At 72.7% G+C, this 18,156-nt stretch carries 13 protein-coding genes; 11 read left to right on the top strand and 2 right to left on the bottom strand.

Annotated elements, in window-relative coordinates:
* Positions 1-155: 155 nt before the first annotated feature.
* Positions 156-1,181 carry a 6-phosphofructokinase gene (locus GSY69_RS00360; RefSeq protein ID WP_160951935.1) on the bottom strand — a complete coding sequence of 342 codons (1,026 nt, stop codon included), beginning with the start codon at positions 1,179-1,181 and terminating at the stop codon, positions 156-158.
* 144 nt (positions 1,182-1,325) lie between these two features.
* A complete protein-coding gene (locus GSY69_RS00355) occupies positions 1,326-2,285 on the bottom strand; it encodes a DUF1707 SHOCT-like domain-containing protein (protein ID WP_160951934.1) in 960 nt (319 codons plus the stop codon).
* Positions 2,286-2,461: 176 nt separating this feature from the next.
* Between GSY69_RS00355 and GSY69_RS00350 the strand changes: the two genes are divergently transcribed.
* The 11 genes from GSY69_RS00350 (at position 2,462) to GSY69_RS00300 (ending at position 18,156) form a co-directional block, all read left to right on the top strand.
* Complete coding sequence (locus GSY69_RS00350) at positions 2,462-3,949, top strand: glycosyltransferase (RefSeq protein WP_160951933.1); 1,488 nt, start codon at positions 2,462-2,464, stop codon at positions 3,947-3,949.
* 10 nt (positions 3,950-3,959) lie between these two features.
* Complete coding sequence (locus GSY69_RS14320; protein WP_160951932.1) at positions 3,960-6,308, top strand: ArnT family glycosyltransferase; 2,349 nt, start codon at positions 3,960-3,962, stop codon at positions 6,306-6,308.
* 44 nt (positions 6,309-6,352) lie between these two features.
* The gene (locus GSY69_RS00340) at positions 6,353-7,081 is read left to right on the top strand and encodes a response regulator transcription factor (RefSeq protein WP_160951931.1); all 729 of its coding nucleotides are present in this window, start codon (positions 6,353-6,355) and stop codon (positions 7,079-7,081) included.
* A complete protein-coding gene (locus GSY69_RS00335) occupies positions 7,074-8,585 on the top strand; it encodes a sensor histidine kinase (RefSeq protein WP_160951930.1) in 1,512 nt (503 codons plus the stop codon). Before GSY69_RS00340 ends, GSY69_RS00335 begins: the two co-directional genes overlap by 8 nt.
* Positions 8,586-8,663: 78 nt before the next feature.
* On the top strand, positions 8,664-9,794 hold the full coding sequence (locus GSY69_RS00330) for a hypothetical protein (RefSeq protein ID WP_160951929.1): 1,131 nt from the start codon (positions 8,664-8,666) through the stop codon (positions 9,792-9,794).
* 592 nt (positions 9,795-10,386) lie between these two features.
* Positions 10,387-10,761, top strand: a complete 375-nt coding sequence (rpsL, locus tag GSY69_RS00325; RefSeq protein WP_160951928.1) for a 30S ribosomal protein S12 — start codon at positions 10,387-10,389, stop codon at positions 10,759-10,761.
* Positions 10,761-11,231 carry a 30S ribosomal protein S7 gene (rpsG, locus tag GSY69_RS00320; protein ID WP_160951927.1) on the top strand — a complete coding sequence of 157 codons (471 nt, stop codon included), beginning with the start codon at positions 10,761-10,763 and terminating at the stop codon, positions 11,229-11,231. Before rpsL ends, rpsG begins: the two co-directional genes overlap by 1 nt.
* A 72-nt stretch (positions 11,232-11,303) precedes the next feature.
* On the top strand, positions 11,304-13,451 hold the full coding sequence (gene fusA, locus GSY69_RS00315) for an elongation factor G (protein ID WP_160951926.1): 2,148 nt from the start codon (positions 11,304-11,306) through the stop codon (positions 13,449-13,451).
* Positions 13,452-13,552: 101 nt separating this feature from the next.
* Entirely contained in the window at positions 13,553-14,746 is a 1,194-nt protein-coding gene (tuf, locus tag GSY69_RS00310) for an elongation factor Tu (RefSeq protein WP_160951925.1), read from the top strand.
* Between the two features lie 232 nt (positions 14,747-14,978).
* Entirely contained in the window at positions 14,979-16,676 is a 1,698-nt protein-coding gene (locus tag GSY69_RS00305) for a glycoside hydrolase family 13 protein (RefSeq protein ID WP_235936166.1), read from the top strand.
* Between the two features lie 292 nt (positions 16,677-16,968).
* On the top strand, positions 16,969-18,156 hold the full coding sequence (locus GSY69_RS00300) for an extracellular solute-binding protein (protein ID WP_328698700.1): 1,188 nt from the start codon (positions 16,969-16,971) through the stop codon (positions 18,154-18,156).

Below are 18,156 nucleotides of genomic sequence, written 5' to 3'. Positions count from 1 at the left end.
TCCGCCCGGGGCCGGCCGCCGCGCCGGCCCCGGCAGCCCGAGGGCCCCGCCTCCACTCACGTGGAGGCGGGGCCCTCTCGCCTGTCCGGTGGGGCGCGCGGCGCACGGTTGTGCCCGGTGCGCGGGCGCACCCGGTGTGCCTGCGCCGAAACGGCCTATCCGAGCAGCACCTGCACCTCATCCCAGCGCTGCTGAGGGACGAGCTTGAGCTTGTCCACCGCGGACTCCATGGAGACGGAGACGATGTCCGTGCCGCTCAGGCTGGCCATCTGGCCCCAGCTCCCGTTGGCGGCGAGGTCCACCGCGGCCATGCCCAGGCGGGTGGCCAGCACGCGGTCGTAGGCGGTGGGCTGGCCGCCGCGCTGCAGGTGGCCCAGCAGCGTCGAGCGCGTCTCGATGCCGGTGGCGTCCTCGATCATGGGCGCCAGGTGGTTGCCGATGCCGCCCAGGCGGATCCGCCCGTCGCGGTCGCGGCCCTTGTCGGCGACCTGCTCGTCGGCGCCCGCGGGCATGAAGCCCTCGGAGACGACGACGAGCGGGGCGCGGCCGCGGTCGTGGGCGGAGCGCACCCACGCGTAGATCTGCTCGTAGTCCACGGGGAACTCGGGGATGAGGATCGCGTGGGCGCCCCCGGCCATGCCCGAGTGCAGCGCGATCCAGCCCACGTTGCGGCCCATGACCTCGACGACCATGCAGCGGTGGTGCGATTCGGCGGTGGTGCGCAGCCGGTCGATGGCCTCGGTGGCGATCTCCGCGGCCGTGTCGAAGCCGAACGTGTAGTCCGTGTTGTCCAGGTCGTTGTCGATGGTCTTGGGCACGCCCACCACCGGCAGGCCGTCGTCGCGGACCAGGCGCGCCGCGCCGGCGAGCGTCCCCTCGCCGCCGATCGCGATGATCGCGTCGATCCCGCGCGCGGCGATGACGCGCTTCATCTGCTCGGGCCCGCCCTGCGAGTACGGGTGGGTGCGCGAGGTGCCGAGGATTGTGCCGCCGCGCCCGGAGATGCCGCGCACGTCGTGGGTGGTCAGCGGGGCGATGTCGTCCTCGAGCAGCCCGCGCCACCCGTCGCGGATGCCGCTGAACGTCATGTGCTCCGAGCGCACGCCCTTGCGCACGGCCCCGCGGATCACCGCGTTGAGGCCCGGGCAGTCGCCGCCGGAGGTGAGGATGCCGATGTTCATGTGCGTCCTTTGCGTTGAGTCCACGGGGTCCCAGGTGCGATGCGCGGGCGGTTGGGCCACGGCGGGTGCCTCCTGCGAGCATACGTGCTGAGCGCGGGCCGCGGGCCCCATGCGGCCGGGTCGGGCTGAGCGCCGGGGGAGGGCCTAGGACCGGGCCGGCGGCAGTGCGGCGGCCTCGTCGAGGCGGATGTCGTGGCCCGCCATGATGCTCACGCCCTTGAGCACGAGCGTGCCGTTGGAGCCATCGCCCTTGGCCTCCGGGTGGACGTCGCTGCCGGCCAGGATGTTGACCGTCCGGTCGATGATCCGCACGCCCGGGGGCACGTAGATGTCGTGGCCGGCCATGAGGGCGTAGCAGTCGAGGACGTACTCGACACCGGGGCCCATGGCTTCGGCCAGGTAGATGTCGTCTCCGGCCATGACCGCATAGGCGCGCCGGCTGGTCTCGCCCTCCGGCACGTGGGTGGTGGAGCCCGACAGCACGGCGACCGAGGTGGAGTGCGCTCCCGCGCCCGCGCGGCCCTGCACGGTACCGGGCCCCTGCACCGCCGGTGCGCCCGTCGCTGCGCCGCGGGGCGCGGTGCCCTGAGCTGCAGCGCCCTGAATCGCAGTGCCCGGAACCGCAGGGCCCTGAGCCGCGGGGAGCCCCACGGTGGCGCGCATGTCCGCGGCGAGGCCATCGCCCTCGGGCACGTCGTCGATGGGGGCGATGAGCTCGTGGACGAACCTCGCCCCCAGCACCGCGGACTGGCGCTCGTCGAACTCCCCGGCGTCCAGCCGGCCGTGCGCGTGGGCCTGTCCCAGCACGGCGAGCACCGCGTCGCGGTCCGCGTCCGAGGCGCGCACCCGCCGCGCCGCCGCGTCACCGGCGGGCGCAGGGTCGCCCCCTACGGCGCGCTCGGGTTCAGCATCGCCTCGCTCGGCGCGCTCGGGTTCGGCATCGCCCCGCTCGGTGGGCTCGGGCACGGCACCGTCCTGCTGGGAGCGCTCGGTCGCGGAGTCGCCCTGCCCGGCGCGCTCGGGCTCTGCCGCGCTGCCGCCGGCCGGAGTATCCGGCTCGCGCGCTGCGGCGGTGCCGGGGGAATCGGGATTCTCAGTCGCCATGGTCCCATCCTACGAAGGCCCGGCTCCGCGTGCCGGTGCCACCGTGCCCACCCGGCTGCGGGGATGGACCGCACTGCGCTCCCGCCCAGCATCCCCGCGCCGCCGGCCGCCCACTCACAGCCCCGGCATAGCTGCGCCCCACAGCCGCCCTAAGCCACCGGACTGTACTGAGCGGCATGAAGACGACGCGCGATACCCACCTCGAACGCCAGCAGCCCGATTTCGATGCGCCGGATGCCGCCCCCACGAGCGGCGCGGCGCGGGATCCCGCGGCACGCGGCGACACCTCCGGCCCACGATGGGCGGGCGCACCGGCACGGCGGCCCGGTCCGGCACAGGATCCGGCCCCGGGCGCGCCCCGGACCGCGACCACCGTCGACCTCGTGGTGCCGGTCTTCAACGAGGAGGCCCAGCTCGTCGCCAGTGTCGACCGGCTCCTCGCCGCGACCGCGCACTCACCCCACGCGGTGACCATCGTCATCGCGGACAACGCGAGCACGGACGACACCCCCGTCCTGGCCTCCCACCTCGCCACCAGCCGCGAGCGGGTGCGCTGGGTGCGCCTGGGGCTCAAGGGGCGCGGCCGGGCGCTCAAGCAGGTGTGGTCCGATTCGAGCGCGGACGTCGTCGCGTACACGGACGTCGACCTCGCCACGGATGTCCGCCTGCTCGATCCCATGATCGCGGTCCTCGCGAGCGGGCACAGCGACGTGGCCATCGCCTCGCGCCTGCGCCGCGACGCCCGGGTGGAGCGCGGGGCCAAGCGGGAGATCATCTCGCGCTGCTACAACCGCCTGCTGCGCGGGTTCCTCGACGTCAACTACTCGGACGCGCAGTGCGGGTTCAAGGCGATGTCGCGGCGCGCCGCGGATGCCGTCCTGCCCCATGTGGAGGACACGGGCTGGTTCTTCGACACGGAGGTCCTCACGCTCGCGCAGTGGTCGGGCCTGCGCATCCACGAATTCGCCGCCGACTGGACCGATGACCCGGATTCCTCCGTCGACGTGGTCCGCACGGCCCTCGACGACCTGCACGGGATGTGGCGGATGCGCCGCGAGCTGCGCCGCAACACGGTCCCGCTCGAGCGGATCGCGGCCCTCGTGGGGCGCCCGCCCGCCGTGCCGAACACGGGCACCCAGCTCCTCCACTTCGTCGACGTCGGCATCCTCTGCACGGTCGTCTACTCGCTGGGCTTCCTGGTCCTCGGCCACCTCATGCCGCTGGGGGCCGCGAATCTCACGGCGCTGCTGGGCTCGGCGATCCTCAACACCGCGCTCAACCGCCGCTACTCGTTCGGGGCGCAGAACCCGCGCAACACCCTGGGCCACCACATCAAGGGGCTCGCGGTGTTCGCCCTGTGCTGGGCGCTGACCTCCGCGGCCATCGCACTGACCGCGGGGCAGCCTACGATCTGGGTACTCGTCGCCGTCACCGGCGCAAACGTGCTGGCCACGGTCGTCCGCTTCGCGCTGCAGCGGCTGTGGGTCTTCGCCGATGCCGTCCGCCCGGGCCGGCGGCGCGGCAGCGTCCTGGCCCGCGTGCGCGCCGCGCTCGCCGATCCCAGCCGCGAGGCCGAGGCACAGGTCCGCGCCCGCCAGGCCGGCGCCTCGGGCGCGGATGGGCGCACGGCGACGGGACCGGGCGCACAGGACCGGGAGGCCTGAGATGCTGCAGATGAAGAACGATCACGCGGCCCCCGCCCGCACCCCGGGTGGCAGGCTTGTCCCGTACCGCTCCCGCGCCGCGGGCTTCCTCGCCACCCGCTGGTACGGCATTGCGCTCGCAGTGCTGGCCCTCGGCACGGTCGGCGCGTACCTCCTCAACCTGGCGGCGAACGGGTGGGCCAACGCGTTCTACTCCGCTGCGGTCCAGGCCGGCAGCCAGAGCTGGGAGGCGTTCCTCTTCGGCTCGTCGGACGCCGCGAACGCCATCACCGTCGACAAGCCACCGGCCGCGCTGTGGCTCATGGAGCTCAGCGTCCGGCTGTTCGGGCTGGGCAGTGTGCAGATCCTCGCGCCGCAGGTCATCCTCGCCGGGCTGACCGTGCTCATGCTCGCCCGCTCGGTGCGGGTGGCGCTCGAGGCCAGGGCCGGCACCGCGCCCGCGCGCTGGGCAGCGCTGGGCGCGGGGCTCATCTTCGCCCTCAGCCCCGTCGCGGCGCTCATGTTCCGCTTCAACAACCCGGATGCCCTGCTCGTGGCGCTCATGGCCGCGGCCGTGCTCGCCACCCAGCAGGCGGTCCGCGCCCAGCTCGCACGCGCCGACGCCGGCCGTGCCGAGTCGGCTCGCACCGACTCCGCACGCGCCGAGTCCGCACGTGCCGAGCCCGCGAACCCCGAGCTGCGCGCGGCCGGTTCGCGGCGCGCACCTCTCGTGCGCCGGGCGCTGGGCACACCGGCCCTCTGGCTCGTGCTCGCCGGCGTGGCGCTGGGCCTGGGGTTCCTCACCAAGCAGCTCCAGGTGCTGCTCATCGCGCCGGGGCTCGTCGCCGCATGGCTCGTCGCGGCGCGCCTGCCGCTGCGCCGCCGTATCGCGAGCCTGGGCTGGCCGCTCGCAGGCCTCATCGTCTCCGCCGGCTGGTGGATCGCGCTCGTCGAGCTGCTGCCGGCCTCCCTGCGCCCCTACGTCGGCGGTTCGCAGACGAACTCCTTCCTCGAGCTCACCTTCGGCTACAACGGCCTGGGGCGGCTCACGGGCGACGAGGAGGGCTCCGTGGGCGGGGGCATGGGCGGCGGCTGGGGCACGACGGGCATCGCCCGGCTCCTCACCGGTGAGTACGCCACGCAGATCGCCTGGCTGCTGCCCGCGGCCCTCGCACTCCTCGTCCTCCTCGCGGTCGCCGGCCTGCAGGACCGCGCCGCGCGGCGGACCCGCCCGGCGCTGCCGGGCCGTTCCCCGGCCCCGGCCCACACCCCGCCCGCCGAGCACGTCACCGGCCGTGGGCGGGCAGCCGAGGCGCGACCGGAGCGGGCCGCTGCCCCGCGGCTGCCGCGCGCCGCGGGCGATCCCCAGCTGCGCGCTGCGCTCTTAGCGTGGGGCGGTTGGCTGGTCGTGACGTGGCTGACGCTGAGCTACATGAGCGGCATCGTGCACTGCTACTACACGGTGGCGCTCGTGCCCGCGATCGCCGCGGTCATCGCCATCGGCGCGCCCGCCCTCCTGGCCCGCCGCCGCGTGTGGACGCTGCCCGCGCTCGCCGCGGTCCTCGCGATCACCGGCGGCTGGCAGTTCTGGCTCCTGGCGGATGTCTCGGGTGTGCCGGAGTGGCTGCGCTGGGGCGTCCTCATCGTGGGCGTCGCCGGGGCGCTCGCGCTCATCGTCGCGAGCCTGGCCGGCCCGCGGCTGCGGCGCACGCTGGCAGCCGGAGCGCTCGCCGCAGCGCTCCTGACGGGGCTGGCCGCGCCCGCGGTGCTGACCGCCAATACGATCGGCTCGGCCGCGACCGGCTCGCTCGTCTCCGTGGCGGGCACGGGCGGCATGGGCGGCGGCCCCGGCGGCGGGGGCGGACAGGGCGGCGGCGGCCGGACGGGCACACCACCCGGCCAGACCTCGCAGGGCGGCCAGAACTCCCAGGGCGGCCAAAACTCCCAGGGCGGTCAGACCGCGAAGGGGGGCCAGGCATCCCAGGGCGGCCGCTCCCAGGGCGGACCCGGCGGCGTGGGCGGGCTGCTGAGCGGCTCCGAGCCCAGCGCGGAGCTCACGGCCCACCTGTCGGCGAACAGCGGCGACTACACGTGGATCGCGGCGACGACCGGTGCGAACAGCGCGGCCGGCTACCAACTGGCTGCGCGCTCGCCGGTCATGGCGATCGGCGGGTTCAACGGCACCGATCCAGCGCCCACGCTCGCGCAGTTCCAGCAGTACGTGGCGGAGGGCGAGATCCACTACTACATCGCGGGGCAGTCCATGGCGTCCGACGATTCGGCCGCGGGCCAGATCGCCGACTGGGTGGCGGCGAACTTCTCCTCCACCACCGTCGACGGCACCGTCGTCTACGACCTGAGCGCGGGAGCGCAGTCGTGAGCGGCGGGCGGGCGGCGGCCGCGGCGACCGTGGATAATGAGCCCATGAGCGCCAACCTCGAGCACCCGGACGGCACCCCCATGCGGATCCTCGTCGTCGACGACGAGGCCAACCTCGCCGAGCTGCTCGCGATGGCCTGCACGGTGCAGGGATGGCAGCCCACCGCGGTGGGCACGGGCCGCGAGGCCGTGCGCGAGGCGCGCGCGGAGGCGTTCGATGCGATCATCCTCGACGTCATGCTGCCCGACCTCGACGGCTTCGCGGTGCTCGAGAAGCTGCGCGCCGAGGGCATCGACACCCCCGTCGTGTTCCTCTCCGCGCGCGACGGCGTCGACGACCGCCTCACCGGCCTGCGGCTGGGCGGGGACGACTACGTGACGAAGCCGTTCAACCTCGACGAGGTCATCGCCCGGGTGGCGGCGCGCCTGCGCCGCGGCTCGGCGCCGGTGCCAGAGAAGACCTCGGTGCTCACGGTGGGCGACCTCACCCTGGACGAGGACAGCCACGACGTGGCCCGCGGCGGCACGCCGATCGAGCTCACGGCCCGCGAGTACGAGGTGCTGCTGCTCTTCATGCGCAATCCGCGCGTGGTGCTGTCGAAGTCCCAGATCCTCGACCGCGTGTGGGACTACGACTTCGGGGGCAACGGCAACATCGTCGAGCTCTACATCTCCTATCTGCGCAAGAAGATCGACGCGCCGTTCCCCGACCGCCCGGCGCTGCTCACCACCAAGCGGGGCGCCGGCTACATGCTCCGCGCCGCGGATGACTGAGCCGGGGGTGGCCGCGCAGGCGCCCGCGCGGCCGCGCCGACGCGTGACGCTGCGCGCCCGGCTCATCATCACCACCGTCGCCATCCTCGCCGTCATCGGCGTGGGCATCGGCGCCGCGGCGGTGCTCGCCGTGCGCGGCTCGCTCATGGACGACCTCGACGGCCAGCTCGAGCAGCTGTCCGCGCGCGCCCAGGCCTCGCCCCGCGGCGGCGACGCCGGCCGCCACCCGTTCCAGGACCCCCTGCGCTTCCTGTCGCTGCCCGGCCAGGGCGACGGCACGATCGCCGCGGTGACGGACGGCAGCACGGTGCAGGGCCAGATCGCCCGCGCCGGCCGCGGCGCCTCCGAGTCCCTCGACGCGCAGACCCTGCGGGGGCTCATCGGCGTCTCCCCGGACGGCGAGCCGCGCACGGTGCGCCTGGCGGGCCTGGGCGACTACCGCGTGGTGGCGGTCGAGGCCTCCGGCATGCGCGTCGTCTACGGGATCCCCCAGACGGGCGTCAACGCGGCCATGGGCGCCACGCTGTGGCGCACCGCGCTCGTCGTCGTCATCGGCGTGGCCGCCGCGGCGGTGCTCGCCGGGCTGCTCATCTCCCGGGCCCTGCTGCCCCTGCGCCGGGTGGCGCAGACCGCCGCCGAGGTCTCGCGCCTCGAACTCGAGCAGGGCGAGTCCGCGCTGCGCACCCGCGTGCCGGATGACCTCTCGCAGCCCGGCACCGAGGTGGGCGACGTGGGCTCGGCGGTCAACCACATGCTCGACCACGTCGACGCGGCCCTCCAGGCGCGCTACGACAGCGAGCTCCAGGTCCGCCGGTTCGTCGCCGATGCCTCGCACGAGCTGCGCACGCCGCTCGCGACGATCCGCGGCTACGCGGACCTCACGAAGCCGCTGCGCCCGGACTCCCCGCCCCAGGTGGCGCAGGCCCTCGAGCGCATCGACGCGGGGGCCGTGCGGATGACCGGCCTCGTCGACGACCTGCTGCTGCTGGCCCGCCTCGACGCGGGGCGCGAGCCCGTCGAGCCAGAGCCCGTGGACCTCTCCGCCCTGCTCCTCGAGATCGTCGACGATGCGCACGTCACGGCCCGCGAGCACCAGTTCGCCCTCGACCTGCCGGCCGAGCCGGTCATGGGGATGGCGGTGCCGGCCCGGGCGGTGCAGGTCATCGCCAACGTGGTCGCCAATGCCCGCGTGCACACCCCTCCCGGCACCACCGTGACGGCCAGCGCGGCCTACGAGGGCCCGTGGGCCGTGGTGCGGATCGCCGATGACGGGCCGGGGATCGCCCCGGAGATCGTCGACCGGGTCTTCGACCGGTTCGTGCGCGCGGGCGCCGACCGCGCCCGCTCGAGCAGCGCGCAGGCAGCGGGCGGTTCGAGCGGCCTCGGCCTGGCGATCGCCAAGGCGCTCATGGGCGCCATGGGCGGCGACATCTCCGTGGTCTCGCGCGACGCGGGGGAGGACCGCGGCACCGTCTTCGCGCTCCGCTTCACAGCCGCGGCATAGCTCCGCCTGCCCGGTGCTCTAGGTTGCGCGTCCAGAGTGGGTCCCACACGAGGAACCGACGCACACGAGGAGACGACAGTGAGCGACTCGAACAACCGATACGACGACGCACAGCCCTACTTCGACGGCCACCGCGAAGAGCCCACGCGGGTGCAGCCCACCGCGGACGAGGCGCCCACCCGCGCGCAGCCGGCCGCGGGCACCGCTCGCGACTGGGAAGGCGCGGGCTACGGGCCACGCACGGGCAATGGGGAAGGCACGGGTCACGGGGAAGGCGCGGGCGGGTTCGCCTCGGCGGCCTCCGGCGCCCCCAGCGGTTCCGCGCCTGCAGACGCGGGAGAGTTCGGCGGGGACGGGGGAGCCGGCCGCCTCGCGCACGGCGCCTCGGGTGCTGCCTACGGTGAGCAGCGCGGCCGCGGCACGTCCGGCGGCCCCGAAGCCCACACGGCCGGGGCAGGCGCGGACGGCATCGCCGGCTACGGCGCCGCGGCGGGCCCCGGCACTGCAAGCGGGAGCGCCCCGCAGGGCGCCTACGCCCAGGGCGGTGCCGGTGAGGACGGCGGGTTCGGCGCGACCGGTGGGTACGGCGCGGCCGGTGCCCCCGGGGAGCCCGGCCCATACGGCCAGCCCGGCCCCTACGGTGCGGCCGGGCTGCCGGCCCAGGGTCGGCCCAAGCGCAAGCGCACCGTCCCCATGCTCCCGGCCATTGCGGCCGGAGCCGCGCTCTTCGTCGTGGGCGGGGCGGCGGGCGGTGCGATCGGCGCGGCGGCCGGCCACGCGAGCGGCGCGGACTCCGGCTTCAGTCGGCAGGGCCCCGGCGGCCGCGGCGGTGGAATGCCGGGCGGCGGCCAGGGCGGGATGCCCGGCGGCTCCCAGGACGGCTCCGGTTCCCAGGACGGCTCGGGGACGGATGCCCAGGGCGGCGCCGACTCCGGCACCGGCGCCGACTCCGGGGCGGGCTCCGGTGCCGCCGGCGGCCAGCAGGTGCCCGGCGCTCCCGGCGGCCAGGATTCCTCGAGCGGGGACGACTCGTCCAGCAGCCAGAGCGGCACGGGTGCGCAGGGCGGTTCTGACGGCCAGGACTCCTCCGGTACGCAGGACGGCGCCGCGAGCGCCGACCAGACCGGCGCCTCGGCGGCTCAGACCGCCACGGCGCAGGCGGGTGCGAACCTCGCGGACGCAGCGAACCTCGGCACCGCGGTGGCCTGACCGCACGCGGGAGCCGTCCCGCCGGTCGGCGCCGGCGGGAACCCCAGGGGCCCGGGCCCTCCGATCACGCGGAGCGCCCGGGCCCGCCCGCGCCTCCGGACGGGCACAGCAGGCACGGGCAGGCGCCGACGGGCCGGGAATAGGGGCCGCCACTCCGACGTTCGAGCACCCAGAGGCTGCGCCCCCGCGGCCGACCGCGGACCGGATGCGCACCCGATGCGGACCGGGCGCGGACGAGCCCGGCGCGGCGCGCACCGTGCCCCGAGCATTTTGACCGCGCGCCGATCCCCGTCTACGCTGGACGATGACTGATTGACATCAGCCATGTCCGCGTGCGCGCAATCGAGCGATCGGCCCGGTGCCGCGAAGCCCGATGGGCGAATCGCCCCGTGCGCACGCCGACCGCGCGGAGCTCCGCGTCGGCAGGAGTTCGCTCCTTCCGACACACCCGACCTCGGGTGCGGGGAGCCCGTGCGAATGCTGCGATTGGGAAGGCAGCTTCACCCAGTCGGAGGGGACATGCTCCCCGCCGCTCGGCCCCGGCCGACGGCGGGAAGCTTAGGAACATCGAGAAGCAATGGAGAACTCTTAAGTGCCCACTATCCAGCAGCTCGTCCGCAAGGGACGGCATTCGAAGGCCGCGAAGAATGCGACGCCTGCCCTCAACGGCAGCCCGCAGCGCCGCGGCGTCTGCACCCGCGTCTACACCACCACTCCCAAGAAGCCGAACTCGGCGCTGCGCAAGGTCGCCCGCGTCAAGCTGTCCTCGCAGATCGAGGTCACGGCCTACATTCCGGGCGAGGGCCACAACCTGCAGGAGCACTCGATCGTGCTCGTGCGCGGCGGCCGCGTGAAGGACCTGCCGGGCGTGCGCTACAAGATCGTCCGCGGCTCGCTCGACACGCAGGGCGTGAAGGGCCGCCAGCAGGCCCGCAGCCGCTACGGAGCCAAGAGGGAGAAGAAGTAATGCCGCGCAAGGGACCCGCACCGAAGCGCCCGGTCGTCATCGACCCGGTGTACAACTCGCCCGTCGTCACGCAGCTGATCAACAAGATCCTGCTCGACGGGAAGCGCTCCACCGCCGAGCGCATCGTCTACGGCGCGCTCGAGGGCGTGCGCGAGAAGGGCAACTCGGACCCGGTCCAGCTGCTCAAGAAGGCGCTCGACAACATCCGCCCGTCGCTGGAGGTCCGCTCCCGCCGCGTCGGCGGCGCCACCTACCAGGTGCCGATCGAGGTGCGCCCGGGCCGCGCGACGACGCTGGCCCTGCGCTGGCTGGTCGGCTACTCGCGCCAGCGCCGTGAGAAGACGATGACCGAGCGCCTCCAGAACGAGATCCTCGACGCCTCGAACGGCCTGGGTGCCGCGGTCAAGCGCCGCGAGGACACCCACAAGATGGCCGAATCCAACAAGGCATTCGCTCACTACCGCTGGTAATATCCACGGTCCGGCCGCGGCAGCCCGCCGCGGCCGGACCGCGGGCATCACTTCACACGAGAGAGAGACACCGTGGCACTCGCAGTGCTCAGCGACCTCAACAAGGTTCGCAACATCGGCATCATGGCCCACATCGATGCCGGCAAGACAACCACCACCGAGCGCATCCTGTTCTACACCGGTGTGAACTACAAGATCGGCGAGACGCACGACGGCGCCTCGACGATGGACTGGATGGAGCAGGAGCAGGAGCGCGGCATCACCATCACGTCCGCCGCGACGACCTGCTACTGGGGCGATAACCAGATCAACATCATCGACACCCCGGGCCACGTCGACTTCACGGTCGAGGTCGAGCGCTCGCTGCGCGTCCTCGACGGCGCCGTCGCGGTGTTCGACGGCAAGGAGGGCGTCGAGCCCCAGTCGGAGACCGTCTGGCGCCAGGCCGACAAGTACGACGTGCCCCGCATCTGCTTCGTCAACAAGATGGACAAGCTGGGCGCCGACTTCTTCTTCACCGTGCAGACGATCATCGACCGCCTGGGCGCGAAGCCGCTCGTCATGCAGGTGCCGATCGGCTCCGAAAGCGAGTTCCGCGGCGTCGTCGACCTCGTTGAGATGAAGGCCTACGAGTGGCCGGACACGTTCCCCGTGGACGTCCCCGAGTTCAACGCGAAGGCCGGCGACGAGGCCCGCGGCCAGTACCAGGTCGAGGTGCCGATCCCGGACGAGCTGGCCGACAAGGTCGAGGAGTACCGCAGCAAGCTCGTCGAGGACGTCGCCGAGAGCTCCGAGGAGCTCATGGAGGCCTACCTCGAGGAGAGCGACCTCACCGTCGAGCAGCTGAAGAAGGGCATCCGCGAGCTCACCGTGACCTCGCAGGCCTACCCCGTCTTCGCGGGCTCCGCGTACAAGAACAAGGGCGTCCAGCCCATGCTCAACGCGGTCATCGACTACCTGCCGTCGCCGCTGGACGTGCCGCCCATGATCGGCCACGACACCAAGGACGAGGAGATCGAGCTCACGCGCGAGCCCTCGACTACGGAGCCGTTCTCCGCGCTCGCGTTCAAGGTCGCGACCCACCCGTTCTTCGGCACGCTCACCTATGTGCGCGTGTACTCGGGCCACGTCAAGACCGGCGACCAGGTGCTCAACGCCACGAGCGGCAAGAAGGAGCGCGTCGGCAAGCTCTTCCAGATGCACTCCAACAAGGAGAACCCGGTGGATGAGGCCTTCGCGGGCCACATCTACGCGTTCATCGGCCTCAAGGACACGACGACCGGCGACACGCTGTGCGACCCGGCCAACCCGATCGCCCTCGAGTCGATGACGTTCCCCGAGCCCGTCATCTCCGTGGCCATCGAGCCCAAGACGAAGGGCGACCAGGAGAAGCTGTCGGCGGCCATCCAGAAGTTCGTCAAGGAGGACCCGACCTACCAGGTCGAGCTCGACGAGGAGACCGGTCAGACGGTCATCCGCGGCATGGGCGAGCTGCACCTCGACATCCTCGTGGACCGCATGCGCCGCGAGTTCAAGGTCGAGGCCAACGTCGGCAAGCCGCAGGTGGCCTACCGTGAGACCATCCGCCGCAAGGTGGAGAAGCAGGACTACACCCACAAGAAGCAGACCGGCGGATCCGGCCAGTTCGCGAAGGTGCAGGTCACCATCGAGCCCCTCGAGGTCGAAGGCGACACCATCTACGAGTTCGACAACGCGATCACCGGCGGCCGCGTCCCGCGCGAGTACATCCCGAGCGTGGACGCCGGCATCCAGGATGCGATGCAGGTGGGCGTCCTCGCGGGCTACCCGATGGTGGGCGTCAAGGCCACCCTGGTCGACGGCGCGTACCACGACGTCGACTCCTCGGAGATGGCGTTCAAGATCGCCGGCTCGATGGTCTTCAAGGAGGCCGCGCGCAAGGCGAACCCGGTGCTGCTCGAGCCGCTCATGGAGGTGGAGGTCCGCACGCCCGAGGAGTACATGGGCGACGTGATCGGCGACCTCAACTCGCGGCGCGGGCAGATGCAGTCGATGGAGGACGCTTCCGGTGTGAAGGTCATCCGCGCCCTTGTTCCGCTCTCGGAGATGTTCGGCTACATCGGCGACCTGCGTTCCAAGACGCAGGGCCGCGCCGTGTACTCGATGCAGTTCCAGAGCTACTCGGAGGTCCCGAAGGCAGTCGCCGACGAGATCATCCAGAAGACCCGCGGCGGAGAGTAATCTCCCCGTTTGCCGCGGGGCACACGCCCCGCGGCAGCATCAATAAGGAAAGGCGCGGCGCATGGACCACATGAGCCGCACCAACCACGAGGAGGAACCCAGTGGCAAAGGCTAGTTTCGACAGGACTAAGCCGCACGTCAACATCGGTACCATTGGTCACGTTGACCACGGTAAGACGACTCTGACCGCGGCAATCACCAAGGTTCTGGCTGACAAGTACCCGGATCTGAACGAGGCCAAGGCCTTCGATCAGGTCGACAACGCGCCCGAAGAAAAGCAGCGCGGCATCACCATCAACGTGTCCCACGTTGAGTACCAGACCGAGAAGCGCCACTACGCGCACGTCGACGCTCCCGGTCACGCCGACTACATCAAGAACATGATCACCGGCGCGGCCCAGATGGACGGCGCGATCCTCGTGGTCGCCGCCACCGACGGCCCCATGCCGCAGACGCGCGAGCACGTGCTGCTCGCCCGCCAGGTGGGCGTGCCCTACATCGTCGTCGCCCTGAACAAGGCCGACATGGTGGAGGACGAGGAGCTCCTCGATCTCGTCGAGATGGAGGTCCGCGAGCTGCTAAGCGACCAGGAGTTCGACGGCGACAACGCGCCCGTCGTCAAGGTCTCGGCGCTCAAGGCCCTCGAGGGCGACCCCGAGTGGGTCAAGTCCGTCGAGGACCTCATGGACGCCGTGGACGAGTACGTCCCGGAGCCCGAGCGCGACATCGACAAGCCGTTCCTCATGCCCGTCGAGGACGTCTTCACCATCACCGGCCGCGGCACCGTCGTGACCGGTCGCGTGGAGCGCGGCGTGCTGCTGCCGAACGAGGAAATCGAGATCGTCGGCATCAAGCCGCACTCCTCGAAGACCACCGTCACGGCCATCGAGATGTTCCGCAAGACCCTCCCCGACGCGCGCGCCGGTGAGAACGTGGGCCTCCTGCTGCGCGGCACCAAGCGCGACGACGTGGAGCGCGGCCAGGTCATCGTGAAGCCGGGTTCGATCACCCCGCACACCAAGTTCGAGGGCCAGGTCTACATCCTGTCCAAGGACGAGGGCGGCCGTCACAACCCGTTCTACTCGAACTACCGTCCGCAGTTCTACTTCCGGACGACCGACGTCACCGGCGTCATCACGCTGCCCGAGGGCACCGAGATGGTCATGCCCGGCGACAACACCGACATGTCGGTCGAGCTGATCCAGCCGATCGCCATGGAGGACGGCCTGCGCTTCGCCATCCGCGAGGGCGGCCGCACGGTCGGCGCCGGCCGCGTCACCAAGATCATCGAGTGATGATCTTCGGCTGATCCGCGCGCCTGCGGTGCTGCGGGCCCCGGCAGGATTCGTCCTGCCGGGGCCCGTTCGCATGTCCAGGGCAGGCGCGCCGCGCCTTCGCGGCCCGCAGCCGCCGAGGGGCACCCGGGCAGGCGCGCCAGCCCGGCGGGGCCGCTGATAGCCTGGGGCGCGCGCGGCGGGGCCCGTCCCGCGCGCGGCACCCGTCCGCACGTTGAAGGGATCCCCGCCGTTGAGCGAGTCGCAGGCCCCCTGGTGGGCCGACGCCGTCATCTACCAGATCTACCCCCGCTCGTTCGCCGACTCCGACGGCGACGGGATGGGCGACCTGCCGGGGATCACCGCGCGGTTGGACTACCTGGCCGGCCTGGGCGTGGACGCCGTGTGGCTCTCGCCGTTCTACCGCTCGCCCCAGCGCGACGCGGGCTACGACGTCGCCGACTACCGCAGCGTCGATCCGATGTTCGGCACGCTTGCCGATGCCGAGGCGCTCATCTCCCGGGCCCACGCGCTCGGCCTGCGCGTCATCGTCGACCTCGTGCCCAACCACACCTCGGATGAGCACGCCTGGTTCCGCGCGGCGCTGGCCGCGCAGCCCGGTTCGCCGGAGCGGGCGCGCTATCACTTCGCGGACGGCCGGGGCGCGCACGGCGAGCTGCCGCCCAACAACTGGTCCTCCGTGTTCGGCGGCGGGGCGTGGACGCGGACCGCGGATGCCGCCGGGCGGCCGGGGCAGTGGTACCTCCACCTCTTCGACTCCTCCCAGCCGGACCTCAACTGGGACAGCCCGGAGGTCCACGCCGAATTCGCTGCTGTCCTGCGCTACTGGCTCGACCGCGGCGCGGACGGGTTCCGCGTCGATGTGGCCCACGGCCTCGTCAAGGCCGAGGGGCTGCCCGACCACGCCGGGACCGTCCACATGGTCTCCGGGGCAGACGACGAGCCGGCCGGCCACGATCCGATGGCCGCGGCCCCGTATTTCGACCAGGAGGGCGTCCACGCGATCTACCGGGAGTGGAACGCGGTGCTCGCCCAGTACCCGGGGCAGCGGATGCTCGTCGCCGAGGCGTGGGTCGAGCCGGTCGAGCGCCTGTTCCGGTACGTCCGGCCGGGGGAGATGCACCAGGCCTTCAACTTCGGCTTCCTCGTGGCCGGCTACGACGCGGCGGCGATCGACGCCTCGGTGCGGGCCACGCTCGAGGCGGCGCGCAGCGTCGGCGCGCCCGCGACCTGGGTGCTGTCGAACCACGACACGGTGCGCCACTCGGCGCGCTTCGGCCTGGCCCAGGCCCCGGCGCAGCAGCGGGGGATCGGCGCGGGGGACCCGCAGCCGGACCACGGCCTCGGGCGCCGCCGCGCGATCGTCGCTGCGATGATCGAGCTCGCCCTGCCGGGCTCCGCCTACCTCTACCAGGGCGACGAGCTGGCCCTCACGGAGCACACCGTGCTCGCCGACGAGCTGCGCCAGGACCCCGCGTACTTCCGGACGGCCGGCGCGGACCTCGGCCGGGACGGCGCCCGCATCCCGCTGCCGTGGGACTCCCAGGCCCCCGGCCTGGGGTTCGGACCCGGGCGGCCGGGCGACGCCGCGCCGTGGCTGCCGCAGCCCGCGGAGTTCGCGGCGCTGGCCGTGGACCGGCAGGAGGCCCGGCCCGGCTCGGCGCTGCACCTCTACCGGACCCTGCTGCACGTGCGGCGGGCCCGCGGGATGGGGCGGGCGCGGCTGCGCCCGGGCGCCGAGCACGATCCGGCAGGCGGGCTCATCCACTACGTCCTCGACTCGCCGGAGGGGACCACCGAGGTGCTGGCGAACCTCTCCGCGCGCGCCCGGGAGATCGCACCGCGCGCGGTGCTCGCGGCATCCTCGCCCGAGGCGCTGCGGGGCACGCTGCTGCCGGCCGACGCGGCCGTGTGGGCGGCCGCGGACTGAGCGCACCGCCCGCCCGAGCCAGCGGCCGAATCCGCGGCGCCACCAGCCCGAACGCCCAACCTCTGAGAATTCTTGGCGGTTGCGCAGAAGAGCGTGGGAACAGGGGTAGTCTGTCACCACGATTCGAACGGCGGAACTGGTGGTACGACGGCAATGACGCTCACAACCTCGCGCGGTCGACGGCGGCTGCGCCGCCTGGCGACCCGGCTGACGGCGGCGGTGACCGCCGTCGCCGCGCTGTCGCTGGCCGGCTGCGGCTCCGACACCGGCACCCCCCACGCTCACGTGGTACATCAACCCCGATGACGGGGGCCAGGAGACGATCGCGCAGAAGTGCACGGACGCCTCGGGCGGGAAGTATCGGATCAAGACGAGCCTGCTGCCCAGCGACGCCCCGGGCCAGCGCGAGCAGCTCATCCGCCGCCTCGCCTCGCACGACTCCTCCATCGACATCATGAGCCTCGACCCCGTCTTCGTCGCGGAGATGGCGCAGGCCGACTACCTCGCCCCGGTGCCCGCGCGGTACGAGCAGGAGTTCACCGAGGGCGTCAACGAGGCCTCCGTCGACTCCTCGACGCGCCAGGACCAGCTGGTGGCGGCCCCGTTCTGGGCCAACACGCAGCTGCTGTGGTACCGCAAGTCGGTGGCCAAGGAGGCGGGCCTCGACATGTCGAACCCCGTGACGTGGGACCAGGTGATCGCGGCCGCGCAGAAGTCGGACAGGCTGCTGGGCGCCCAGGGCATCCGCGCCGAATCGCTGACGGTCTGGGTCAACGCGCTCGTGGAGTCCGGCGGCGGCCACATCGTGGAGAACCCGGACGTCGAGCGCCCCGAGGACGTCAAGCTCGGCCTCGACTCCGAGGCGGGCAAGAAGGCCGCGGAGGTCGTGGGCACCATCGGCAAGGAGGGCCTGGCCGGCCCCACGTTCTCCAACCTCGACGAGAACAACACGATGCTCGGCTTCCAGGGCGACGACGGCGGGTTCATGGTCAACTGGCCGTTCGTCTACGCGGCGATGAAGAAGGGCGCGGAGGAGGGCACGCTCGACAAGTCCGTGCTCGACGACGTGGGCTGGGCGCTCTACCCCCGCGTCGACGCCGACCGCGCCTCCGCGCCGCCGTTCGGCGGGATCGAGCTGGGCGTCGGGGCGTTCGGCGAGCACCAGGCCGAGTCCTTCGAGGCGGTCAAGTGCATCCGGTCGAAGGACAACCAGATCGAGTACTTCCTCACCGACGGCAACGCGCCCTCGCTGCTGGCCGCGTTCGACGACTCCCGGATCCGCGAGGAGCTGCCCGCGGCCGCGACGATCAAGCAGTCGCTGGCGATGGCCAAGGCCCGCCCCACGACGCCGTACTACAACGAGGTCACCGGCGGCGTGCAGAAGACCTGGCATCCGCCGCAGGACGTCAGCCCCGACTCGACGCCGGCGGACGCGGCGAACTACATCTATGAGGTGCTGAGAGGGGAGCGGCTGCTGTGA

Origin of the sequence: Brevibacterium rongguiense (assembly GCF_009857845.1) — a bacterium.
GTDB lineage: Bacteria > Actinomycetota > Actinomycetes > Actinomycetales > Brevibacteriaceae > Brevibacterium > Brevibacterium rongguiense.
This window is presented reverse-complemented; position numbering and strand designations above follow the sequence as displayed.

Excerpts from the sequence above, each read along its gene's own strand:
- GSY69_RS14320 (WP_160951932.1), top strand. The coding sequence starts at position 3,960 with ATGAAGAACGATCACGCGGCCCCCGCCCGCACCCCGGGTGGCAGGCTT.
- GSY69_RS00350 (WP_160951933.1), top strand. The coding sequence starts at position 2,462 with ATGAAGACGACGCGCGATACCCACCTCGAACGCCAGCAGCCCGATTTC.
- rpsG (WP_160951927.1), top strand. The coding sequence starts at position 10,761 with ATGCCGCGCAAGGGACCCGCACCGAAGCGCCCGGTCGTCATCGACCCG.
- GSY69_RS00360 (WP_160951935.1), bottom strand. The coding sequence starts at position 1,181 with ATGAACATCGGCATCCTCACCTCCGGCGGCGACTGCCCGGGCCTCAAC.
- GSY69_RS00355 (WP_160951934.1), bottom strand. The coding sequence starts at position 2,285 with ATGGCGACTGAGAATCCCGATTCCCCCGGCACCGCCGCAGCGCGCGAG.
- GSY69_RS00335 (WP_160951930.1), top strand. The coding sequence starts at position 7,074 with ATGACTGAGCCGGGGGTGGCCGCGCAGGCGCCCGCGCGGCCGCGCCGA.
- GSY69_RS00340 (WP_160951931.1), top strand. The coding sequence starts at position 6,353 with ATGAGCGCCAACCTCGAGCACCCGGACGGCACCCCCATGCGGATCCTC.